This is a genomic window from Vibrio penaeicida, from assembly GCF_030689305.1.
GTDB classification, from domain to species: Bacteria; Pseudomonadota; Gammaproteobacteria; order Enterobacterales; family Vibrionaceae; genus Vibrio; species Vibrio penaeicida_B.
In genome coordinates this window covers 139,950-162,860 of sequence record NZ_JAUYVM010000006.1, presented here as the reverse complement: position 1 = coordinate 162,860, position 22,911 = coordinate 139,950, and the positions used below count along the sequence as shown (strand labels likewise).

Genomic DNA, 22,911 nt, shown 5'->3' with positions numbered 1-22,911 from the left:
ATCGAGTATATTCTACGGGTTTTTACCTCAAATGGGTATCCGACCTGTAAACGATAAAGGAAGAATAATGGCTTTAGACAAAGTATTCATCGAACAATTGGAAGTGATTACCACTATTGGGGTTTACGACTGGGAACAAGAAATAAAACAAAAATTGGTTCTGGATATTGAAATGGCGCACGATAATCAGCCTGCAGGAAAGAGTGACGATGTCTCTGATGCCCTTGATTACGCTCAAGTGAGCGGAGCGGTATTAGAGCATATCGAAAAAGGTCGATTTTTGTTGGTAGAACGTGTGGCTGAAGAAGTAGCAGAGTTAATTATGTCGCAATTCTCAGTGCCTTGGGTGAAAATTCGCCTAGCTAAGCCAGGTGCGGTTCCTCAAGCAAAAAGCGTTGGCGTTGTGATCGAACGAGGTCAGGCATGATCGTCACCTATATAGGTGTAGGGTCAAATATTGAACCGGTGAAGCATGTTCAAGCTGCTGTGTCAGAGTTACGTAAACTTGGCGAACAATTACGGGTTTCAACTGTCTATGAATGTGCTTCGGTTGGATTTGAAAGTCGTCCTTTCTATAACCTAGTCGTCGAGATGAAAACGCCGTTAAATCTTGACGATTTAGCGGCTAAGTTACGAGAAGCCGAAATTCGTTGGGGGCGAAACCCTGATGCACAAAAAATGCAAGATCGTACATTAGATCTGGACATTATTTTGTATGGCGACATTGTTTCGAGTACGCCATCTTTACCACGCGAAGACATTTATAAATACGCGTTTGTTATTCAGCCTATGTATGAGCTTTGCCCTCATTTAGTGATCCCAAATGATGGCAGAACCGTTACGCAGGTTTGGCAAACAATGGATAATTTAGATTCACTGACGCCAGTGAATCCTTTTGATAGCGATTTTAATCAATGAGTTATTTTGAAGCTTTTATGTTGGCCCTCATCCAAGGTCTAACAGAATTCCTTCCTATTTCCAGTTCTGCCCATTTAATTTTGCCTTCCGCCATTCTAGGTTGGGAAGATCAAGGCTTAGCATTTGACGTTGCCGTGCACGTGGGGACGTTACTTGCTGTTGTGATTTATTTTCGTAAAGAAGTCGTTACCCTTTTTGCTGCATTGTTTGCGTCCATTTTTAAAGGCGACAGAAGTAAAGAAGCTAAACTGGCGTGGATGATTGTTATTGCCACGATTCCGGCCTGCGTGTTTGGTTTGTTTATGAAAGACATCATTGAAATCTACTTACGTAGTGCTTGGGTCATCGCAACAACAACCATCGTGTTTGCCTTGCTGCTATGGTGGGTGGATAAAAATTCTCCACTTAAAGACGATGAATACGCTGCCGATTGGAAGAAATCTGTCTTCATTGGTGTATCACAAGCATTAGCAATGATTCCGGGGACATCGCGCTCAGGAGCAACGATCACCGCAGCACTGTATCTTGGTTTTACTCGTGAAGCAGCGGCGCGTTTTTCATTCTTAATGTCTATTCCAATCATCACATTGGCAGGCGGCTATCTTGGTATGAAATTGGTCACCAGTGGTGAGCCTGTTCATATGGGATTCCTGTTAACGGGTATTGTGACCTCGTTCATCAGCGCTTACATCTGTATTCATTTCTTTTTGAAACTGATTTCCAAAATGGGTATGACGCCATTTGTTATCTACCGTCTGATTCTTGGATTTGGACTGATAGCATTTTTGTTGTTGAACTAAAATATTTAGAAGTAAGCCAATAAAAAGCGGTCTAATTATCGACCGCTTTTTATTGGGAATTAGATAAGTGATTGGGTATTTATCAATCGTTATTTTTAGCTTCTACGTTTAATATTTTTGCGATAGACGCCTGATAAGATACTTCCAACGATTCTCTGCTGTGGCAGCGAACGCCTAAATCATTGAGCACCCCATCACCAATACCGTAAATCCAACCGTGAATTTGAACTTCCTGACCGCGCTCCCACGCTGAGTGCATGATGGTGGAATTGCCTAGGTTGTAGACTTGCTCGGCCACGTTAATTTCACACAGCTTGTTTGACCACTCTTCACGAGGAAGACTGCCTAACCAATTTCTGTGTTTTAGGTACAAATCTCGGATATGCAGCAACCAGTTATTGATAAGCCCTAACTGAGGGTTTTCTATTGCCGCATTAACGCCACCACAACCATAGTGCCCACATACAATAATATGTTTTACCTTGAGTACATCTACAGCGTATTGCACAACGGATAAACAGTTTAGGTCGGTGTGAATTACTTGGTTGGCGACATTGCGATGAACAAACAATTCACCAGAGGCTAAACCGGTCAGTTGTTCAGCGGGTACACGGCTATCAGAGCAGCCTATCCAAAGGTATTCGGGGTGCTGGGCTTCAGCTAGATTGGTAAAAAACTCAGGCTTTTCAGATTTGATGGTTTGGGCCCAAGAAGAGTTATTATTAAATAACTGTTTGATATCCGGCATGCGACATTTCCTTTTTATTTGCGCCACTATACACAAGCTTGACGTCTCATACCTCTTTCAAATCAATGTTCTTGATGATTTTGTGACTGGTCAGATTAGCATTTTGTTAATAACAGAAACGTTTTATTACTCTTTTTTCATATCTCGTATGCATTGATGCCAAACGTTTGCATTTGTTTTATAAATTATTCATAGCCAATTTCGTCATGACATTGTGAAATGGTCGTGTGATTTGCGTCACTCAATGGTAAAATTCGCCCGCATTTCTATTCATGCAGGAGCAATATTTTGACTGGAAATCGATTCGCGGATTGGAATCTGAAGGGTGATCTATTTGGTGGCGTCACCACGGCTATTATCTCATTGCCACTGGCGCTTGCATTTGGTGTTGCATCTGGAGCCGGTGCTGAAGCTGGGCTTTGGGGGGCGATACTGGTTGGCCTGTTTGCTGCTTTATTTGGTGGCTCATCTAGCCTGATCTCGGAACCTACGGGTCCTATGACCGTTATTATGACGGCAGTATTGACCACCATGACCGCGAAATACCCAGAAAGTGGGATGGCGATGACGTTTACCGTTGTCATGATGGCGGGCGCATTTCAAATCATGCTCGGAACGCTCAAACTGGGCAAATACGTCACCCTCATGCCTTACAGTGTTATATCCGGCTTTATGTCGGGAATTGGTGTGATACTTATCATTTTGCAGCTTTCGCCATTGTTAGGTCATCCAGCGCCATCGGGTGGAGTCACTGGTACGTTGAGTGCTCTGCCTGATATGGTTTCAGGGATGAAGTTCAGTGAGCTGTTCCTTGGGATACTGACCCTTGGTATCTTATTCTTCTTCCCTAAAAAGTATCGCCGATATGTTCCTGCTCAGCTCGTTGCTTTGGTGGCGGTAACGCTTCTTTCTGTAATCATTTTCGATTTCGATAGTATTCGTCGAATTGGTGAAATCCCTGCCGGTTTGCCTTCTTTTGTCATTCCGACCATCAATGCCGAAGTCTTTACCACCATGGTGATCGATGCATTAGTTCTGGGTACGCTTGGGTGTATTGATACTTTGTTGACCGCCGTTATTGGTGATTCATTGACTCGTAAAGAGCATGACTCCGACAAAGAGTTACGTGGTCAGGGACTAGCAAACATGATTTCTGGTCTGTTTGGTGCTTTGCCAGGTGCTGGTGCAACCATGGGGACCGTAACTAACATTCAAGTTGGCGCTCGTTCACCGCTCTCTGGCGTGATACGTGCGCTTGTTTTAGCGCTGGTGGTACTGGTTGCGAGCGGATTGACTGAACCGATTCCAATGGCGGTATTGGCAGGCATCGCAGTGTATGTCGGTTTTAATATCTTAGATTGGAGTTTCATTCAGCGGGCGCATAAAGTCAGTGTTCAAGGTATGGCTATTATGTACGGTGTTATGCTTCTCACCGTATTTGTTGACTTGATTGTTGCAGTAGGGCTCGGCGTATTCATTTCTAATATCATAATTATTGAAAGGCTGAGCCGTGAACAAGCGCGCCAAGTAAAGGCCATCAGTGATGCCGATGAAGATGATGTGCCACTTACCGACAGCGAGAGAAAGTTGCTTGATAGTGCAAACAGCAAGGTTTTGTTCTTCTATCTGTCTGGTCCTATGATTTTCAGTGTATCGAAGGCGATATCACGCCAGCACAGCAGTATTTCCGATTATGAAGTGATGATTTTGGATTTAACCGACGTTCCAATGATCGATGTTACGGTTGGCTTAGCGTTGGAAAATGCCATTAAAGATGCCAAAGATGCTGACTGTGAAGTGTATTTGTTATGTCCAAATGAACGTACTCGTCAGCAGCTTGAAAAGTTCCACGTTCTTGAGTTGGTGGACGATGGAAATACCTTCTCGTTCCGCTATGAGGCATTAAAATCAGCCGTGAAATACGTTCGAAAAGCGGATTTTGAATAACAGAGTTTGAAGCAATAAAGAAAAGCGCAGCCAACGAGCTGCGCTTTTTATTTGAGCAATAGACTTGAAAAGTTGACACATCGTCAGCATTTCCTTTTGGTTATCTTCGAAAAGAGCGCGGCAAGCATGTACGCATTAGAAATAGAACAACTTAGAAAAACCTATGCGGGTGGGTTTGAAGCTTTAAAAGGCATCAGTTTGAATGTCGAAAAAGGCGATTTTTACGCACTGCTCGGTCCTAATGGGGCGGGGAAGTCGACAACCATTGGAATTATCACCTCTCTCGTTAACAAAAGCTCAGGGAACGTGAAAGTCTTTGGTCACGATATTGATTCACACCTAGAGCTGGCCAAACAAAATTTAGGTCTAGTACCGCAAGAATTTAACTTCAACCAGTTTGAAACGGTTGAGCAAATCGTATTGCAACAAGCAGGTTACTATGGTGTCAGCAAAGGGTTGGCCAAAGAACGTGCGCAGAAGTACCTGACGAAACTCGATTTGTGGGAAAAGCGCGAAGAGCGAGCTCGAAACCTTTCTGGAGGGATGAAGCGCCGTTTAATGATTGCAAGGGCATTGATGCATGAGCCGCAACTATTGATATTGGATGAGCCAACAGCGGGGGTCGATATTGAGCTGCGACGCTCGATGTGGGATTTCCTGAAAGAAATCAACGAGCAAGGTATTACCATTATTTTGACAACGCATTATTTAGAAGAAGCTGAAATGCTGTGTCGCAATATTGGCATTATCAATCGCGGTGAGTTGATTGAAAACGCCACGATGAAAGATCTACTCAATAAGCTTCATGTTGAAACCTTTATTTTGGATTTAGAGCATGGTGCTAAAGTGCCTGAGCTTACTGGTGTTAATTCTCAGAGCTTGGTGAATGACTCCTTGGAGATTGAATTAGAAAAAACGGAAGGGTTGAATCATGTATTCACTCAACTGACAGAAAGTGGTGTTCATGTGCTCTCAATGCGCAATAAAGCCAACCGACTGGAAGAGCTGTTTGTGACCATTGTAAGAGAGCAGGGGTAAAGACATGTATCAACTGTATTGGACAGCGTTCCAAAGCCTACTTGCGAAAGAAGTGAATCGTTTCATGCGGATCTGGGTACAAACCCTGGTTCCGCCAGCAATCACTATGACGCTCTACTTCATTATATTTGGTAGCCTGATTGGCTCAAGAATTGGTGAAATGGGCGGATTCTCCTATATGGAATACATTGTCCCCGGTCTTATCATGATGTCGGTGATCACTAACTCCTATTCTAATGTCGCCTCCTCCTTTTTTAGTGCGAAATTCCAGAAAAATATCGAAGAGCTGTTGGTCGCACCGGTACCCAATTATGTGATTATTGCAGGCTTTGTGATGGGAGGCGTGGTACGTGGCTTATTGGTTGGCGCAATTGTTACCTTGGTTTCACTGTTTTTTGTCGATCTTCAAGTGGAGCATTGGGGTATTATTATTGCCACCGTTTTTCTCACGTCGGTTGTATTTTCGTTAGGTGGGCTCATCAACGCGGTATTTGCGGGTACATTTGATGATATCTCCATTATTCCTACATTTGTTCTAACACCACTAACCTATTTAGGTGGTGTGTTTTATTCCATCAGCTTGCTTCCAGAGTTTTGGCAGGGCGTGTCGAAAATTAACCCAATTGTTTACATGGTGAATGCCTTTCGTTATGGCTTTTTAGGTGTGTCGGATGTTGGCATTGCGACTTCTTTTGGAGTCTTAGGCGTGTTCATTATTGGCTTGTACGCCGTTGCGCATTATTTGGTTGCTAAAGGGATAGGGCTGCGAAGCTAGTCTATACCCAAGTCACCTCAAGATGCGGGATTCAGAGCCTCATATTCTGTTTCAGTTCAAGGAAAAGAACGCAGCGGAATGATGAATCCTTTCCAAGATCTTTGACGAAGAAATGGGACAGAATATGGGCTCCCAAGGGCGAGTTTAACTGACTTTCATACTGCGTTACCGATTTTTGATTTAGAACCACTAAATCATCAAATCGGTGCCTTGTCTTAAAGACAGTTAAATCTGGCTGAATCAAGTATCTTGAGGTCACTTGGGTATATCAATGACGTTTGCTCAAGTGAGCGTGTTTTAGAGCATGATAGCTTCTAGAAGTATTAAATATAAAACGGGTCGCCTGAGCGACCCGTTTTTGTCATTTATGTAATTGAACCAGAAGACTTTTGCTTACGCCTTAAGATATAAAGTGATTACTCACCTTTATCTCTTATTACTCGCTTTTGTCTTCACTGTTCTCTTTTACATCGTTTGTCAGTTCAAATACTTGATTGTCAATCAAGCGAGCTTTTCCTAAGTATGCGGAAATTAGGATGACAGCTTGAGACGATTCACTCGTAATGGGTTGAAGCGATTGAGCATCCCGAATAAATATTTCATCAGGCTGCAAGTCGGCAGCGCGCAACTGATCATTGGCATCTTCAATGATGGAAGCGTAATCATCTCGCCCGCCACGAATTTGGCTGCTGATCCAGCGCATGGTACGAGCAACGACAGGCGCTCTCTGGCGTTCGTCAATGGTAAGTAAAGAGTTGCGAGAACTCATTGCCAAACCATCCATTTCACGGACGGTAGGTATACCAATAATCTCAATATCCATGGCGAGATCGATGACCATTTGACGGATAATGCCCAGTTGTTGAAAGTCTTTTTCGCCAAAGCATGCGATATCTGGCTGAACAATGTTGAACAACTTAGCAACGATGGTTGATACGCCTTTGAAATGTCCTGGACGCGATGCGCCTTCAAGCATATGAGACAGCCCTGGAACTTCCACATATGTTTGTTTATCGAGACCTTCCGGATACATGATTTCCGGTATTGGCGTAAACACAAACTCGACCGATTCACCGTTCAGCTTGCTCAAATCTTCTTCAAGCGTGCGCGGATAGTTATTTAAGTCGTCCGTCCGTTCAAATTGCATCGGGTTAACAAAAATACTCGCCACCACAATGTCGGCGTGCTCACGAGCCTTTCGCACGAGCGTAAGATGCCCTTCGTGCAAGTTGCCCATGGTTGGAACAAGTGCAATACGACGACCATCGCGCTTACACTGTTTGATTTGCTCTCTAAGGGATGCAATATCAGTGAAAGTTTGCATTATGTTTCCTTACTCAAAGGTGTGCTCGACACCTGGGAAAATCTGATTTTGTACATCATCCTTGTACTTCGTAATGGCTTTACGAATATCACCAGTTTCAGCTAGGAAGTTCTTGGAGAATTTTGGCATGTAGTTGGCTGCAATACCAAATATATCATGCATCACTAATATTTGACCGTCAGTATCCGGACCCGCACCAATACCAATCACTGGAATCGTCAGGCTTTCGGTAATACGCTTCGCAAGAGAGGCTGGAACGCATTCCAGTACGAGAAGTTGTGCGCCAGCGTTTTGGAGAGCAATAGCATCTTGTACCATTTGCTCTGCACGCTCGGCATCACGACCTTGAATTTTAAAGCCACCAAAAATATTGACAGATTGCGGAGTCAAACCGAGGTGGGCACACACAGGTACAGAGCGTTCTGTCAACATGCTGATGGTATCAGCAAGCCAAGTTCCGCCCTCAACTTTGACCATGTTTGCTCCCGCTTGCATGAGCTTAGCGGCGTTTTCACAAGCTTGCTCTGGGGTTGCATAAGTCATGAACGGCATGTCAGCCAGCAAAAGACTGCTTGGGCTTCCAGCACGTACACATCGAGTATGGTAAGCAATGTCATCAATGGTAACGGGCAATGTCGAGCTTTCACCTTGGAGTACCATTCCCAATGAATCACCAACCAAAAGCAGTGGCATTTCTTGCTCTTCAAACAATTGGGCGAAGCTGGCATCGTACGCAGTCGATGTCGCGAATTTTTGACCTTCTTGCTTCCAGGTCATGAGCATATTAATAGTGACGTTTTTCATTTTATATCCTTATTAGGGGCAACTTATGACGACCAGATGTTGAGACCATTACGGTCAGTTTGCTCCAACAATGTCTGCAGCTGCGTCCCGTCAGGGAGAGTTAAACGTGGTGCGATTTCAGCGAGTGGGTAGAGAACAAATTCTCTTACCTTCATTCCATAATGTGGAACGGTGAGACGCTCTGAATCGATCACCTCATTGCCGTATAAGATGATATCCAAATCGAGGGTTCTTGGTCCCCATCGCTCATCTTTACGGACACGCCCTTGCTCAAGCTCGATTGTTTGAGTGCAATCGAGAAGTTCAAGTGGCGTCAAACTGGTTTTTAATTCAACCACGGCATTGATGTAGTCGGGTTGATTCTGTGGCCCCATTGGCGTACTGCTATACAGGGAAGAAGTGCAAACAAATTCTGAATTTGGAATGTCTTTAAGCGCTTCGATTCCCTGTTTTGCCTGAGTGACGGGATCAGATAAATTGCTGCCAACAGCTATGTATACGGTAATCATTCCTGTGGCTTTCTTTTTTTGTTTCTGTACGTCTTACGTCGGCGCTGCCCAGTACTTGAACCGCCTAATTCGTTCACCATAGCTTGGCGCATATTGCGACCTGCATTTTGGTAAGTTTGCCACCATTTCGCCAACTCTTTGGTGTCACCTTGCTCGACTTCACCACGCATTTCAAGGAAATCAAAACCCGCACGGAACTTGTTCAACTCAAGTAGGCGAGTTGCTCGTTTACCATTACGTCTTGGCAATCGTAGCTGGAGTTGCCATATCTCTCGAATGGTGGCTGTGTGGCGTCTTGGTATCGCAAGGCTTCTAACTTGTTCATCTAAAATCATATTACTGGCTTCCATGATGGCGTCGTAGTAAGCGAAATTTCGCTTTTCCATCAATCGTTCAGCAAGTTGATTCAGTGGGTACCAAAGTAACGCTGCAAACATGAAGGCAGGGTTGATTCGTTTGCCATCTTGGATGCGCTTGTCTGTAGATTCCAATACTAGCTCAATCATTTTTTCGGTTGGGCTTTCTTGTTCTTCAGTAAACTCGCGAGCAATTTCAGGGAACAATGGTTGGAAAAGATCGTACTCACGTAACAAGTGGTAGGTTTCCAATCCATAGCCTGACTGCAGCAGTTTTAGTGACTCTTCAAACAATCGCGCTGCTGGGATGTCTTGCAGTAAGTGCGCCAGCTCTTTGATTGGAGCTGCTGTGCCTTCACAGATATCCATGTCCAACTTCGCGGCAAAACGAACAGCACGAAGCATTCGAACCGGATCTTCTCGGTAGCGTGTTTCTGGATCGCCGATGAGGCGGATTAGCCCATCATCAAGATCATCAATGCCGCCGGCATAATCATGGATACTGTAATCGGCAATGTTGTAATACATTGCATTGACAGTGAAATCACGTCGTTCAGCGTCTTCATCTATGGTGCCATACACATTATCACGAAGCAGCATGCCTTCTTTAGACTGCGCAGCAACGTTTTTAGTCGGTTCTTGATGATGACCACGGAAAGTGGCAACTTCTATGATATCGCGCCCAAACATAATGTGCGCAAGGCGGAATCTACGACCAATTAAACGGCAGTTTCTGAACAGGCTTTTTATCTGTTCTGGAGTGGCGTTAGTCGCGATATCAAAATCTTTTGGCTGTTCGCCTAATAAAAGGTCACGTACACCACCACCTACCAGAAACGCGTCGTATCCAGCATTATGCAGGCGGTAGAGCACCTTCAGTGCATTGTCGCTTATCTGTTTGCGAGAAATGTTGTGATCTTCTCGTGTAATAATATTCAGAGTAATTTCTCCGTTTGAGCGACTATTTTGTTGGCCCTTGCTGGTAAGGATTTTACGGCAAAAGCGAGTAACTTGACTAAAAATAGCCCACCTCTATTACGTTTGTGCTCAAAAATTGCGGCTAATAATAGCTTAGCTGTCCTTGTTTGAGAATGGGGACGTGATTTTGATCTTGTCTGGTAACTGTTTCAAGTGCCAGTTTTCGATGCCCCATTGCAGTATTTCTTCTTGAGTAGCTTGCTCTAATTCTTTTGTAAGATCAAAGCCTAAGAAGCTCATTGCTAGCAATGTTTCAGGTTTGGGATCGTCTTGGCGAATACCCTCAGCACGATTCTGCTTTGAGAGCTTATTTCCTCGATCATCAACGGCTAACGGCAGGTGTAAGTATTGAACCGGTGTTTTTTTAAGCATTTGATATAAGCTGATTTGGCGACCTGTAGGTTCGATTAAGTCGGCGCCGCGAACCACTTCCGTTACGCCCTGATGAATATCATCTAAAACAACCGCAAGGTTATAAGCAAATAAACCATCTCGTCGCTTAATAATAAAGTCCTCTTGTGCCAAAGAGGCTGGAATGGGTGTTGAACCGTGTCGCAAATCGTTGAACTCGGTCACAGGGTGCGTCATGGTAAGTCGCACGGCACAGGGTTGATCGTTGATTAATTTTTTTGTTCTGCAAGTACCAGGATAAAAACCACCTGCTTCTTTTATCTGCTTTCGGCTACACTCGCAGTAATATGCTACCCCATCTTTTAACCACTGATCTATTTGTGCTTGGTAGGCGTTGTGGCGCTGGCTTTGATAAATAACTTCGTCATCCCAAAATAGGTGATATTTTTCTAGAGTTGATAGAATCAAACCAGCCGCGCCAACCATTTCTCTAGGCGGATCGAGATCTTCCATTCGAACCAACCACTTTCCATGTTTAGACTTAGCTTGGAAGTAGCTGCCCAAAGCGGCAATAAGTGAGCCAAAATGAAGAGGGCCAGATGGGGATGGGGCAAAGCGCCCTATGTAATTGGATTTACTCATGGTATTCATCAAAAAAGGGAGCGAATCGGCTCCCTTTTATCCTTGCTTTAGCGCAGCTGATATTAGCCTTGCATTTGTCTTTCTTTCATTTCAGCAAGCGTTTTACAATCGATACATAAATCAGCAGTTGGGCGAGCTTCTAAGCGACGGATGCCAATTTCAACACCACAAGATTCACAATAACCAAAGTCACCATCTTCTATTTTATCAAGCGTCTTCTCGATTTTTTTAATCAAGCGGCGCTCACGATCTCGGTTACGTAGCTCTAAACTAAATTCTTCTTCTTGCGAAGCACGATCAACAGGATCTGGAAAGTTTGATGCTTCGTCTTGCATGTGATGCACAGTGCGATCAACTTCTTCCCTGAGCTGATTGCGCCAAGCGTCTAAAATCTTTGTAAAGTGAGCTAACTGGTCAGGTGACATGTACTCTTCACCTGGCTTTTCTTGGTAAGGCTCAACCCCTGCAATTGCTAGGATGCCTAGCGTTTTTCTTTTGTTACTTTCTGGCATACAGCATCTCCTACTTACACCTTTTTGACTGACCAGCAGACAAATTAAGGCGGGTATCTATAGCAGAAAGAAAAGCTGGTGGCAACGACTCGTAATTGTGGGCCCTTGCCATTGTGAAGTTCGCATCATTTTTCATGGTTGTTGATAAATTCAACATTTTGAATCAGTTGCATTTCACGTTCAGAGAGCTTGGCTTTGTAGCACAATATCTCCACGCCACTTTCTTTCGCTTGATTTAACAGTTGTGAATATTTCGCATCTATATGGTGTGCTGAAGACACTTTTTCAATACCAGTATGTAAAACAGTAAAAAAAAGTACGGCTCTGCTTCCATTTTTTGAGACTTCCATCAACTCGCGAAGGTGCTTTTGTCCTCGCGTTGTGACTGCATCAGGAAAATAGCCTTGTCCATTTTCCTCTAATAAAGTCACACTTTTCACTTCAATATAGCACTTCGGGCGATCTTCGCTTTCTAGAAGGACATCAATGCGGCTGTTTTCACTACCGTATTTCACCTCTGTTCTTAAAGAGTCGTACCCAATTAACTCTGGAATGCGACCCTGTTTGATCGCTTCAACCACTAAAGCATTGGGTTTGGCTGTATTGATGCATATCATGTCGCCCTGAGCATTTTGTGAAAGCTCCCAGCTGTATGGGTATTTTCTTTTCGGGTTATCGGATACGGAATACCAAATCGTATTGCCGGGATCGGCGCAACCGGTCATTGCTCCTGTATTGGCGCAATGGATGGTGGTAACGGAGCCGTCTTCCAGTTCTATATCCGCCAGAAAGCGTTTGTATCTTTTGATCAACGTTGCACGTTGTAACGGTGAAGTAAATTCCATAAGTCGTCGTTTGGGGTTTGATACTGTTATTATGTACAATGCTTTGGTGAGAACTCACTGTATTTAAAAACGAATGATTTTAACGTGTGTCATTTAAAAATACGTTATTAAAGAGCACGTGAGTATCATGTCTCACCTTGCATCAAGAATACGGTTTGTAAACCAAACCCATTACAGCACAAGGATCTCTCATTGTCACAATCCCCTAAGTTACCGCTCCCGATAGAAGCCGTTCTTCCTGAATTGTTGGTTGCGTTAAGAACACAACACCAAGTGGTGCTTAAAGCTGAGCCAGGGGCTGGGAAATCAACCCACTTGCCTTTACAACTGCTTAAGCAAGATGTGGTGGAAGGCAAAATTATCATGCTGGAACCTCGGCGATTGGCTGCGCGAAACATTGCCACTTATCTTGCTAAGCAATTAGGAGAGAAGGTGGGGGAGACGGTTGGATACCGTGTTCGTGGAGAAAAGAGAGCAAGCAAAAATACGCGTTTAGAAGTGGTTACTGAAGGAATTTTGACACGGATGCTTCAGTCTGATCCTGAGCTGAATGGTGTAGCTATGGTCATTTTTGATGAGTTCCATGAGCGCAGTATCCACGCGGACACCAGTTTGGCATTTTGCTTGGAGATCCAAGAAGTATTTAGAGAAGACCTAACATTGCTTGTTATGTCTGCGACACTTGATGAAATGGCGTTAAAGGGATTGTTGCCTTCGGCTTCTTATATTGAATCTGACGGACGAGGCTACCCTATTGAATACCGGTATGCACCGCTGATGCCCAATGACAGGCTGACAACGGCTGTGGCAAAACAAGTTCGCTCTCTTCTTAGTAGTGAAGAAGGGTCTATCTTGGTTTTTTTGCCAGGGGCAGGTGCTATCAACCAAGTTATGGAGTCGCTGAGCGAACTTGATTCTGACGTTGATGTGTTCCCGTTGTTCGGTCAATTAACGTTTGCTGAGCAGCAACTGGCTATTTCTCCTTCTGAGCAGGGAAAAAGAAAGGTTGTCTTAGCGACGAATATTGCGGAAACCAGTTTGACCATTGAGGGAGTTCGCATTGTTATTGACAGTGGGTTGGAGCGTTTTGCTAGTTTTCAGTTAAAAACAGGCATCACTCGATTAGAACAACAAAGGATTGCACAGTCCTCTGCTCATCAACGTGCTGGCCGTGCTGGTAGGCTAGAACCCGGTATTTGTGTGCGTATGTACAGCGAGCAGCAATTCAAGCAACAACCTAAAGTACCAGAGCCAGAAATCCTTCGGAGCGACTTGTCTTCTGTGTTGCTCGAAATGCTTCAATGGGGGAGTGACGCATTTTCTTACTCGCATTGGCTTAATGTGCCAACAAAAGCTGCCATTGATACAGCAAAAGATCTGCTCAATCAGCTCGACTTAATGAGTGATTCTGGCACGTTGTCTGAGCTAGGAAAACAGGCGCAGGCGTTGGGAACCGCCCCAAGGACTGCTGCCATGTTATTAAAAGCCCAATCGAAAGGGGCAGCCTATTTGCAGTGTGCGGTAACGTTAACGGCTTTGATAGAAGAGCCAGAGCGGCAAGGTGATAACTTGATGCATGCCTTGCAGCGTTTTAAAGACGGTCATCATCAAAAACAAAAGAAAGTACGAACCAGAATGTCGAGTTTAGCTGCTAGGTTTAGCTCGGTTTTAAAAGGGAGTGCTGATGAATCACTTGCTGGTGAATGTCTTTGCTGGGCTTACCCCGACAGAATCGCTAGGCAAAGAAAAACAGAAAGTGAGAATTACCTATTGGCGAATGGGCATGGCGCACAAGTCGATTCATTATCTTCGTTAGTGAAAAGTGAGTACTTGGTTGTTGTGGATCTGATGAAAAGCCACCGTAGTGATAGCCAAGTGTATCTTGCTTGCCCGTTGGATGTTGTACCTAGAAATAAAGTGAATCAAGCCACTTATGTGTACTGGGATGACAAAAAAGGAGAGCTTTTAGCAGAGGAAAGGCTGCAAATAGGTGCTATTGTGCTAGAAAGCAAACCAACCCAAGACATCAGTGAGCAACAAAAATCCAACGCATTGTTGGATTACATCCGTGAAAGCGGCATTCATACTCTCCCTTGGTCGGACAAATCTGAGCGTTTACTTCAACGTATTCGATGCGGTCAGGCATGGATTGAGGAAGAAACATGGCCAGACGTCTCAGATTCGGGCTTGCTTGATAATCTGACAGAGTGGTTGTTGCCATTTATGAACGGTGTTTCTAACATGAAGACCCTAAAAAAGGTCGATATACATCAAGCACTCACTTCCTATTTAGGGTGGCCATTGAACCAGAAAATCAATGAGTGGTTGCCGGAGCGTTATACGTTGCCTACAGGGCAAAGTCGGCAAATTGATTATCAAGAAGGAAAGCCACCAATGCTTTCAGTCAGAGTACAGGAGGTCTTTGGTGAACAAGCTTCTCCAACAGTGGCGAGTGGGCGGGTTTCGGTGGTGTTAGAACTGCTTTCTCCAGCTCGAAGACCGATTCAAATAACGCAAGATTTAGCCGCGTTTTGGCAGGGCTCGTATCACGAAGTAAAAAAAGAAATGAAAGGGCGTTACCCTAAACATCCTTGGCCCGATGATCCGGCTAACCATGTGGCGACAACGAAAACCAAACGACAGTTGAATTCATGACAGATAAAAAGAAAACGTCAGGGCGAACGACAAGAAAAACGACGGCTAAAAAGAGCACTCAAAAGAAACGCCCTCGTCAAAATAAAACAAAAAAGAAAACGTCAAAAGGTTGGTTAGGCACTCTTTGGGGGTTAGCGTGGAAAACAACCATTACCGTATTTGCGGTGTTGGTTTTTGTTGGTATCTACCTTGATAGCGTGGTTCGCCAGAAATTTGAAGGCCAGCTATTTGACCTACCAACAGTCGTTTATGGACGAGTATTGACGCTTAGCCCCGGAAGCCCTGTGACATTACCACAGCTTCGTAAAGAACTGGATGTACTTAATTATCGCAAAGTCCGCGCTCCTCGACACCCTGGGGAGTACTCATCTTCATCGACAAAAATTGAACTTATTCGGCGTGATTTCGAATTTGAAGATGGTCCGGAAGCTTCGCGCCATGTGATGCTGTATTTCAACGCTCAAGGTTTGGAAAGGATAAAGTCGCTCGAATCTGAGCGAGATATGGGCTATCTACGTATTGACCCTAAAATGCTTGGAATGTTGGAAAAAAATACGGAAGAAAACCGTCTTTTCTTAAAGCGAGAGCAATTCCCTGAAGTGCTTGTCGATGCCTTGTTGGTTACAGAAGACAGAGATTTTTATCAACATGAAGGGGTTTCTCCATTTGCGATTCTTAGAGCATTGGTGGCAAATGTAAAAGCGGGGCGTACTGTTCAAGGGGGGAGCACCTTGACCCAGCAGCTAGCGAAAAACTTGTTTTTATCTCGTGAACGAACACTCTGGAGAAAAGTCCGAGAAGCGTATATCGCCCTGATATTGGATTATCGTTACAGCAAAGATGAAATATTAGAAGCCTATTTGAATGAAGTGTACTTAGGTCAAAGCCGTGGTGAAGCCATTCATGGATTTGGTTTGGCGTCTAGGTTGTATTTTGGTCAACCTTTGCAAGAGCTTCGTATCGACCAAATTGCCCTATTGGTGGGGATGGTAAAAGGCCCTTCTTATTACAATCCAGTCCGGAAACCTGAGCGAGCAAAAGCGCGTCGAGATTTGGTATTACGCTTGATGATGCAGCACGACATTCTAACTTCCCATCAGTTTGAAATGGCGGCCAGCCGCGATTTAGATACGCAAGATAAACCGCAAATAGCCAGCCGCCAGCCAGCGTACTTTCAGCAGGTTAGCCGAGAGTTAAAGCAGAAAGTGGGTGAGGCTTTCCAAAGGCAAACTGGGTTGAAAGTCTTTACCTCTCTGGATCCCGTTTCGCAATTTGAGCTGGAAAAAGCGGTGAAATCCAAAATTCCTCAATTGGAATTGAGGTCCGGGAAAGGGTTGGAAGCGGCTGGCATTGCGGTGGATAGACGCAGCGGAGAAATTCGCGCCATGGTAGGTGGAAAACGAACCGGATATGACGGCTTTAATCGGGCATTGAATGCCTCAAGACCGATCGGTTCTTTGGCTAAGCCTGCTGTGTATCTCACGGCATTACAGAATCCGTCGGAATACACGTTAGCATCTACGTTAGATGATACGCCATTCTCCCTCAAAGGCAGCAAGGGGAGCGTGTGGTCGCCCAAGAATTACGATCGAAAATTCCGCGGTGATGTGTCTTTGTATCAAGCCTTTGCGAAATCATTAAATGTGCCCACAGTAAGACTCGGTCTGAAATTGGGTATTCCTCAAGTGATGGACACATTTGAAAAGCTTGGTGTCGATCGGCAGGAAATTCGCCCCGTACCGTCGATGTTTCTTGGGTCGTTTTCTTTGACACCTTATCAAGTCGCGCAGATGTACCAAACACTGACCAACTCAGGTAAGAAAGCGCCATTGAGCGCGCTTCGAAGTGTAAAGGATTTAGATGGAAACGTCCTGTATCGTTCCATTCCCAAAGTCTCTCAGCGAATCTCGCAACAAGCGGCTTGGTTAACAACCTATGCAATGAAGAAAGCGGTTGCCGAGGGAACCGGACGTTATTTGCAAGGTCAATTTAGCCGTATGACACTCGCGGGAAAGACTGGAACCAGTAATGATACTCGTGACAGTTGGTTTGTTGGGGTGGATGGGCGCGAAGTGGTAACACTTTGGCTTGGTCGTGATGATAACAAGCCTACCAAGTTAACAGGTGCAAGTGGCGCATTGCGGGTGTACCACCAATATTTGCAAAACCGAATTCCAGAGCAATTAATTCTTCCGTGGCCGGCGCAAATTACAACTTTAGGGTTTGCGCTTAAACCAGGTGGCGGATTAAAAGTCGATTGCGATAAAGCATTTACGCTTCCTGTTTGGGATAAAAAAGGTAATGCACGTGAGGCGTGCAAAAGTGAGCCCGCCAAATGGTTGAGCAGTTTATTTGACTAAAGCCGTTGATGTAGACCCCAACACCATGAAACTGCGTTGGGGGCATAAGGATATAGATAAAGGAGTGCTTTTGTTTTTCTCTAAGTTTAATGGAATAACAACTTTCACTGTGATGGTGGCAACTGTAAGTGTTGCGGCTTTACTGAGCCCTTTTGTTGAGGCTCAGGAACAACTCCGTGAGGCAGAACGCCAAGAGAAAGAACGACCTGTTGTCGCCGTTGTACTCGCTGGCGGTGGAGCAAAAGGTGCGGCTCATATTGGTGTATTAAAAGCGCTGGAAGAGATGCATATTCCCGTTGATATCATTACAGGCACTAGCATGGGAGCTTTTGTTGGCGGGTTGTACTCTACAGGCATGTCGGCGGATGAAATCGAATCGTTTATTCATACGATTGATTGGAATAGTGGCTATCGCGATCGAGTTGAGCGAGAGCATTTACCCGTCCGTGAAAAAGAATATTTTGACCGATACCAGATCAGAACCGATTTAGGGCTGCGCTGGATTGAAGTTACTGCGCCGCGCGGAGTTGTGCAGGGGCAAAACATGTATAAGATCCTGCGAGAGACTGCAGGAAACATTCCGCCTATGGAATCATTCGATGATTTAGCTGTGAAGTATCGTGCAGTAGCAACAGACATTGTTGAGCTAGAGCCTATCGTATTGGAGAGCGGCTATTTAACCGATGCCATGATGGCCAGTATGTCTGTGCCCGGAGCGCTACCGCCATTTCCTTTGGGGGACAAATTGCTCGTGGATGGAGGGGTAACCAACAATATGCCCGTCCAGCTTGCTCGTTCTATGGGGGCTGACTTGGTTATTGCTGTGGATATCAGTACGAATTATCAGTCCAAACAAGAGCTAAAAACGTTCCTCAATGTGGGAGACCAGCTCTCCAATTACATGGTACAACGTAGCACTCAGCGACAAGCAACCCATTTACAAGCTAAAGATGTATTGCTCACGCCCAAGGTTGGCAATATGTCGACAACAGAATTTTCCCGCATGCCAGATGCGTATGAATTGGGCTATCTAGCGACCATTGAATCTAAAGGTGCACTAGAGTCCTTTGTGGTTACGCCTGCACTTTACCAAAAGTATATTTACCGAAAACAAGAAGCTCGAAAAGCCATCGATTACGGCGATGAGCTATTAATCGACGATATTGTTATCCACAATAACAGCCACTATAACGAAAACGTGCTAAAGCAGTTTCTTGGTTTAGAAGCAGGTCGCCGATATGACTTGGAAGAACTGGAAGAACATGTTCAACAGTTATACTCACTCAATCGCTTTGAACAGGTTCTATATCGCTATCAGCAAGAAGATGGAAAAACCACTCTGCATATTGAAGTCAATGAGAAAGATTGGGGACCCAATTACGTTAACTTTCGTTTCTTCCTTGAAGATGATTTTCAAACAGCAAGTCAGTACTCCATTGGTGTAAGTACCAACTTCACCGCTCTGAATGATAAAGGTGCCGAAATTCGAACCAATCTCGAAATGGGCTCTGAAAAACTGATTGAAGCAGAATTATTTAGCCCGATATTCAATGAGCAGAACGTGTTTACCAGCGCAAAAATGACGTATAGGAATGAAAATAAGAAAGCGCCATTTGGGTCTGACGGATTGGAAGACATTTCTCTAGGCGGAGTAAAAGATTACATTCCGATTAACTATGTTCAGTTTTCATCAGAGCTTGCGTTAGGGGTAAACCCCGTATTTGATCAGGAATTTAAGGCAGGTATTCGGTATACTGTTGGCGAAATTTCGATATCGACTTTGCCGACGTTAGGGCAAGGGCTGTTTAATCGTAAAGGCGTATTTGCGCGGTATCGGTATGACACGTTTGATGATATGAATTTTCCGTCTCGAGGTAGCCTAGCGCATTTTGAGCTGCTGGCATCGGAAGACAATATTCAGGAAGATCAGAATAACGAGTACACCAGTGATCGTGTTAATGAAGTTGCTATAAAGCTAGGGCATGCAGGAAGCTATGAACGTCATACTTTGGTAGGGATGGCTGAATATGAAGTCACACGAAGCCGCAATGCTTCTGTTCCTATCATGCCCAAGTCACTTGGTGGCTTTCTAAATTTATCAGGTATCCCAGGTAAAAGTCTTATCGGTCAAAACAAGATATTCGGCAGCTTGGTCTATCGATACCGTTGGTTTGACAATAACTTTGGCTTGTTTCAGTCACCAGTTTATATAGGTGCATCTGCGGAATATGGTGGAGTATGGTCTGATCCGAACATTAAAATCAGCGAAGCTCCGATGTACGTCGCAGGCTCGATTTTTGCGGGTGTAAAATCGCCAATAGGGCCTATAATTCTAGCGTATGGACAAACAGAGCAAAATTTCAATTCAGTATATCTGATCGTGGGAACTGCATTTTAATTCAAAATAATTCAACCATATTCATAGAACTTTAGTCTCAAGTTGCTATGTTGGTCAAAATGATAAGATTTTAATTTTAAGTTAAATTTGCTATTCTCCACCCCACAGTTTGGCCCTATGCCGCTGTTGATTATTAAGAATCAGAATAAGACTATTCATAATAAAAGCGGCAAGGCAGCCAAGTTTTTCCAAGGATGTTTGTACTTCTTGATCACAAGGGAGGTCAAACCGCAATGAGAGGAATGAGTCGTGCTTGAAGCCTACCGTAAACACGTCGAAGAGCGTGCCGCAGAAGGAGTTGTACCTAGACCCCTTGATGCTGAACAAGTCGCGGGACTTGTAGAATTATTAAAAAATCCGCCAGCAGGCGAAGAAGCTTTCCTTATTAACCTTCTAGAAAATCGTATTCCGCCAGGTGTAGACGAAGCTGCATACGTTAAAGCAGGCTTCCTAACCGCAATCACTAAAAGTGAAGTAACGTCCCCGTTAGTCAGTCGTGAAAAAGCGGCAGAACTTCTGGGTACAATGCAGGGTGGATACAACATTGAATCACTGGTTTCTTTACTAGAAGATGCCGATTTAGCCCCAATCGCTGTAAAAGCACTTTCTCATACATTATTAATGTTTGATGCATTCTATGACGTTGAAGAGAAAGCGAAAGCAGGCAATACTTCTGCTCAGCAAGTTCTTCAAGCATGGGCTGATGCTGACTGGTTTACGTCGAAAGAAAAAGTCGCGGAAAAAATTACCGTTAAAGTGTTTAAAGTCTCGGGTGAAACGAACACCGATGACTTGTCTCCGGCCCCTGATGCATGGTCTCGTCCCGATATTCCTGTGCACGCTAAAGCGATGCTGAAGATGGAGCGAGACGGTATCAAACCTGATGATCAGGGTAACGTTGGTCCGCTCAAGCAAATCGAAGAGCTGCAAAAAGATGGTATTCAGTTAGCTTATGTCGGTGACGTTGTTGGTACTGGTTCATCTCGTAAATCGGCGACTAACTCTGTTCTTTGGTTCATGGGTGAAGACATTCCTTTTGTTCCAAACAAGCGCACCGGAGGTGTTTGTTTAGGTGGCAAAATTGCTCCAATCTTCTACAACACAATGGAAGATTCAGGTGCATTACCAATTGAACTCGACGTACAAGAAATGAACATGGGCGATATCATCGATATCTTCCCATACGAAGGTGTTGTACACAAAAACGGCGCTGAAATCTCAAGCTTTGAATTGAGTAAAGTTCTACTGGATGAAGTGCGTGCTGGTGGTCGTATTCCATTAATCATTGGTCGTGGCTTAACAAGCCGTGCTCGTGCATCTCTTGGTCTTGCAGACACCGATTTGTTCGCGAAGCCAATTGATCCTTCTGCTTCTGATAAAGGCTATACGTTAGCTCAGAAGATGGTGGGTAAGGCATGTGGCGTAGAAGGTGTACGTGCAGGTCAATACTGTGAGCCTAAGATGACAACGGTTGGCTCTCAAGATACAACCGGTCCTATGACTCGTGATGAATTGAAAGACTTGGCGTGTCTTGGCTTCTCGGCTGACTTGGTTATGCAGTCATTCTGTCACACTTCGGCATACCCGAAACCTGTTGATGTGAATACGCACCATACATTGCCAGACTTCATCATGAACCGAGCTGGTGTATCACTGCGTCCTGGTGATGGTGTTATCCACTCATGGTTAAACCGTATGCTTCTACCTGATACTGTTGGTACAGGTGGTGATTCACATACGCGTTTCCCTCTTGGTATTTCATTCCCTGCGGGTTCTGGTTTGGTTGCATTTGCAGCCGCTACAGGGGTAATGCCTCTGGATATGCCAGAGTCTATTTTGGTACGCTTTAAAGGCGACATGCAACCAGGTATTACGCTTCGTGACCTAGTACATGCGATTCCTTACTACGCAATTCAACAAGGTCTTTTGACAGTTGAAAAAGCGGGTAAGATCAACGAATTCTCAGGTCGTGTGCTTGAAATTGAAGGTGTTGAACATCTAACCGTAGAGCAAGCGTTTGAGTTATCAGATGCCTCAGCAGAGCGCTCTGCGGCTGGTTGTGCAGTTAAACTGTCTCAAGAATCCATCGAAGAGTACTTAAACTCTAACATCACCATGCTTAAATGGATGATTTCTGAAGGATACGGCGATGTACGTACGATCGAACGCCGTGTTACTGCAATGGAAGAGTGGCTAGCGAAACCTGAGTTGATGGAAGCTGATGATGATGCGGAATACGCACATGTTATCGAAATCGACTTAGCGGATATCAGTGAGCCAATCCTTTGTGCACCAAATGACCCAGATGACGCTCGTTTGTTGTCCGAAGTTCAGGGTACCAATATTGATGAAGTATTCATTGGTTCGTGCATGACGAACATCGGACACTTCCGTGCTGCGGGTAAATTGCTTGATAAGCATAATGGTCAGTTGGATACACGTTTGTGGATTGCACCACCAACGAAAATGGACCGTGATCAGCTAACGGAAGAAGGGTACTACGGTATTTATGGTCGTGCTGGGGTTCGTATTGAAACACCAGGCTGTTCTTTGTGTATGGGTAACCAAGCACGTGTAGCAGATAAAGCGACTGTTATGTCTACATCTACTCGTAACTTCCCGAACCGTTTAGGTACAGGTGCTGATGTATACCTAGCGTCTGCAGAGCTTGCTGCGGTAGGTGCGATACTTGGACATATTCCTTCAAAAGAGGAATACCTAGAGTACGCTAAGCAAATCGATGCGACTGCTGCGGACACTTACCGTTACCTAAACTTCCACAAGATGGGACAGTACACGGAAAAAGCAGACACAGTTATCTTCCAAGAGCCTGCATAAGCTTACTGAAGTAAAACCTTAAATTAAGAACGCCCCGAAAGGGGTGTTTTTTTGTTTCTTCTTACTTATCTCACTATCGATTCACCTATCTTTGGCATTTTTTCTAAAATTAC

Annotated in this window: 18 protein-coding genes; 10 read left to right on the top strand and 8 right to left on the bottom strand. The window is 44.6% G+C overall.

What is annotated here, in order from left to right:
• Positions 1–67: 67 nt before the first annotated feature.
• From folB to Q8W40_RS11835, 3 genes are read left to right on the top strand one after another with little or no spacing between them, the layout of a single operon-like run.
• On the top strand, positions 68–427 hold the full coding sequence (folB, locus tag Q8W40_RS11845) for a bifunctional dihydroneopterin aldolase/7,8-dihydroneopterin epimerase (RefSeq protein WP_305397480.1): 360 nt from the start codon (positions 68–70) through the stop codon (positions 425–427).
• Positions 424–918: a 2-amino-4-hydroxy-6-hydroxymethyldihydropteridine diphosphokinase gene (gene folK, locus Q8W40_RS11840; RefSeq protein WP_305397326.1), complete on the top strand. Its 495-nt coding sequence runs from the start codon at positions 424–426 to the stop codon at positions 916–918. Before folB ends, folK (Q8W40_RS11840) begins: the two co-directional genes overlap by 4 nt.
• Positions 915–1,718 carry an undecaprenyl-diphosphate phosphatase gene (locus Q8W40_RS11835; protein WP_305397325.1) on the top strand — a complete coding sequence of 268 codons (804 nt, stop codon included), beginning with the start codon at positions 915–917 and terminating at the stop codon, positions 1,716–1,718. Before folK (Q8W40_RS11840) ends, Q8W40_RS11835 begins: the two co-directional genes overlap by 4 nt.
• A gap of 82 nt (positions 1,719–1,800) precedes the next feature.
• On the opposite strand, the gene can is transcribed toward Q8W40_RS11835, so the two are convergent.
• Positions 1,801–2,466 carry a carbonate dehydratase gene (can, locus tag Q8W40_RS11830; RefSeq protein ID WP_101113294.1) on the bottom strand — a complete coding sequence of 222 codons (666 nt, stop codon included), beginning with the start codon at positions 2,464–2,466 and terminating at the stop codon, positions 1,801–1,803.
• Positions 2,467–2,754: 288 nt separating this feature from the next.
• Here can and Q8W40_RS11825 point away from each other — a divergent pair, with 288 nt between their 5' ends.
• The 3 genes from Q8W40_RS11825 to Q8W40_RS11815 all read left to right on the top strand — a co-directional run bounded on the left by Q8W40_RS11825 (position 2,755) and on the right by Q8W40_RS11815 (position 6,226).
• Entirely contained in the window at positions 2,755–4,413 is a 1,659-nt protein-coding gene (locus tag Q8W40_RS11825; protein WP_101113293.1) for a SulP family inorganic anion transporter, read from the top strand.
• A gap of 126 nt (positions 4,414–4,539) precedes the next feature.
• On the top strand, positions 4,540–5,451 hold the full coding sequence (locus Q8W40_RS11820; protein WP_305397324.1) for an ABC transporter ATP-binding protein: 912 nt from the start codon (positions 4,540–4,542) through the stop codon (positions 5,449–5,451).
• Between the two features lie 4 nt (positions 5,452–5,455).
• Positions 5,456–6,226, top strand: coding sequence for an ABC transporter permease (locus tag Q8W40_RS11815; protein WP_101113291.1), 771 nt, complete (start codon positions 5,456–5,458; stop codon positions 6,224–6,226).
• Positions 6,227–6,662: 436 nt separating this feature from the next.
• Here the strand turns inward: Q8W40_RS11815 and panC are convergent, their stop codons facing one another.
• The 7 genes from panC to sfsA all read right to left on the bottom strand — a co-directional run bounded on the left by panC (position 6,663) and on the right by sfsA (position 12,547).
• Positions 6,663–7,550 (bottom strand): pantoate--beta-alanine ligase, encoded by an 888-nt coding sequence (gene panC / locus Q8W40_RS11810; RefSeq protein WP_305397323.1) that lies wholly within the window; start codon positions 7,548–7,550, stop codon positions 6,663–6,665.
• Positions 7,551–7,559: 9 nt separating this feature from the next.
• On the bottom strand, positions 7,560–8,354 hold the full coding sequence (gene panB / locus Q8W40_RS11805) for a 3-methyl-2-oxobutanoate hydroxymethyltransferase (protein WP_305397322.1): 795 nt from the start codon (positions 8,352–8,354) through the stop codon (positions 7,560–7,562).
• Positions 8,355–8,377: 23 nt separating this feature from the next.
• Positions 8,378–8,863 carry a 2-amino-4-hydroxy-6-hydroxymethyldihydropteridine diphosphokinase gene (gene folK / locus Q8W40_RS11800; protein ID WP_126608849.1) on the bottom strand — a complete coding sequence of 162 codons (486 nt, stop codon included), beginning with the start codon at positions 8,861–8,863 and terminating at the stop codon, positions 8,378–8,380.
• Positions 8,860–10,209 (bottom strand): polynucleotide adenylyltransferase PcnB, encoded by a 1,350-nt coding sequence (pcnB, locus tag Q8W40_RS11795; protein ID WP_221768564.1) that lies wholly within the window; start codon positions 10,207–10,209, stop codon positions 8,860–8,862. Before pcnB ends, folK (Q8W40_RS11800) begins: the two co-directional genes overlap by 4 nt.
• An 81-nt stretch (positions 10,210–10,290) precedes the next feature.
• Entirely contained in the window at positions 10,291–11,199 is a 909-nt protein-coding gene (gene gluQRS, locus Q8W40_RS11790; protein ID WP_305397321.1) for a tRNA glutamyl-Q(34) synthetase GluQRS, read from the bottom strand.
• A 53-nt stretch (positions 11,200–11,252) separates the two neighbouring features.
• Complete coding sequence (dksA, locus tag Q8W40_RS11785) at positions 11,253–11,702, bottom strand: RNA polymerase-binding protein DksA (protein ID WP_305397320.1); 450 nt, start codon at positions 11,700–11,702, stop codon at positions 11,253–11,255.
• 125 nt (positions 11,703–11,827) lie between these two features.
• The gene (gene sfsA / locus Q8W40_RS11780) at positions 11,828–12,547 is read right to left on the bottom strand and encodes a DNA/RNA nuclease SfsA (RefSeq protein ID WP_305397319.1); all 720 of its coding nucleotides are present in this window, start codon (positions 12,545–12,547) and stop codon (positions 11,828–11,830) included.
• 192 nt (positions 12,548–12,739) lie between these two features.
• Between sfsA and hrpB the strand changes: the two genes are divergently transcribed.
• The 4 genes from hrpB (at position 12,740) to acnB (ending at position 22,798) form a co-directional block, all read left to right on the top strand.
• Positions 12,740–15,202, top strand: coding sequence for an ATP-dependent helicase HrpB (gene hrpB, locus Q8W40_RS11775; RefSeq protein ID WP_305397318.1), 2,463 nt, complete (start codon positions 12,740–12,742; stop codon positions 15,200–15,202).
• The gene (mrcB, locus tag Q8W40_RS11770; RefSeq protein ID WP_305397317.1) at positions 15,199–17,562 is read left to right on the top strand and encodes a penicillin-binding protein 1B; all 2,364 of its coding nucleotides are present in this window, start codon (positions 15,199–15,201) and stop codon (positions 17,560–17,562) included. Before hrpB ends, mrcB begins: the two co-directional genes overlap by 4 nt.
• 112 nt (positions 17,563–17,674) lie before the next feature.
• Positions 17,675–19,960 carry a patatin-like phospholipase family protein gene (locus tag Q8W40_RS11765; RefSeq protein WP_305397476.1) on the top strand — a complete coding sequence of 762 codons (2,286 nt, stop codon included), beginning with the start codon at positions 17,675–17,677 and terminating at the stop codon, positions 19,958–19,960.
• A 249-nt stretch (positions 19,961–20,209) separates the two neighbouring features.
• Positions 20,210–22,798, top strand: coding sequence for a bifunctional aconitate hydratase 2/2-methylisocitrate dehydratase (acnB, locus tag Q8W40_RS11760; protein WP_305397316.1), 2,589 nt, complete (start codon positions 20,210–20,212; stop codon positions 22,796–22,798).
• The last annotated feature ends 113 nt before the right edge of the window (positions 22,799–22,911 follow it).

Excerpts from the sequence above, each read along its gene's own strand:
- folB (WP_305397480.1), top strand. The coding sequence starts at position 68 with ATGGCTTTAGACAAAGTATTCATCGAACAATTGGAAGTGATTACCACT.
- folK (WP_305397326.1), top strand. The coding sequence starts at position 424 with ATGATCGTCACCTATATAGGTGTAGGGTCAAATATTGAACCGGTGAAG.
- Q8W40_RS11835 (WP_305397325.1), top strand. The coding sequence starts at position 915 with ATGAGTTATTTTGAAGCTTTTATGTTGGCCCTCATCCAAGGTCTAACA.
- can (WP_101113294.1), bottom strand. The coding sequence starts at position 2,466 with ATGCCGGATATCAAACAGTTATTTAATAATAACTCTTCTTGGGCCCAA.
- Q8W40_RS11820 (WP_305397324.1), top strand. The coding sequence starts at position 4,540 with ATGTACGCATTAGAAATAGAACAACTTAGAAAAACCTATGCGGGTGGG.
- Q8W40_RS11815 (WP_101113291.1), top strand. The coding sequence starts at position 5,456 with ATGTATCAACTGTATTGGACAGCGTTCCAAAGCCTACTTGCGAAAGAA.
- panC (WP_305397323.1), bottom strand. The coding sequence starts at position 7,550 with ATGCAAACTTTCACTGATATTGCATCCCTTAGAGAGCAAATCAAACAG.
- panB (WP_305397322.1), bottom strand. The coding sequence starts at position 8,354 with ATGAAAAACGTCACTATTAATATGCTCATGACCTGGAAGCAAGAAGGT.
- folK (WP_126608849.1), bottom strand. The coding sequence starts at position 8,863 with ATGATTACCGTATACATAGCTGTTGGCAGCAATTTATCTGATCCCGTC.
- gluQRS (WP_305397321.1), bottom strand. The coding sequence starts at position 11,199 with ATGAATACCATGAGTAAATCCAATTACATAGGGCGCTTTGCCCCATCC.
- dksA (WP_305397320.1), bottom strand. The coding sequence starts at position 11,702 with ATGCCAGAAAGTAACAAAAGAAAAACGCTAGGCATCCTAGCAATTGCA.
- sfsA (WP_305397319.1), bottom strand. The coding sequence starts at position 12,547 with ATGGAATTTACTTCACCGTTACAACGTGCAACGTTGATCAAAAGATAC.
- mrcB (WP_305397317.1), top strand. The coding sequence starts at position 15,199 with ATGACAGATAAAAAGAAAACGTCAGGGCGAACGACAAGAAAAACGACG.
- Q8W40_RS11765 (WP_305397476.1), top strand. The coding sequence starts at position 17,675 with ATGGTGGCAACTGTAAGTGTTGCGGCTTTACTGAGCCCTTTTGTTGAG.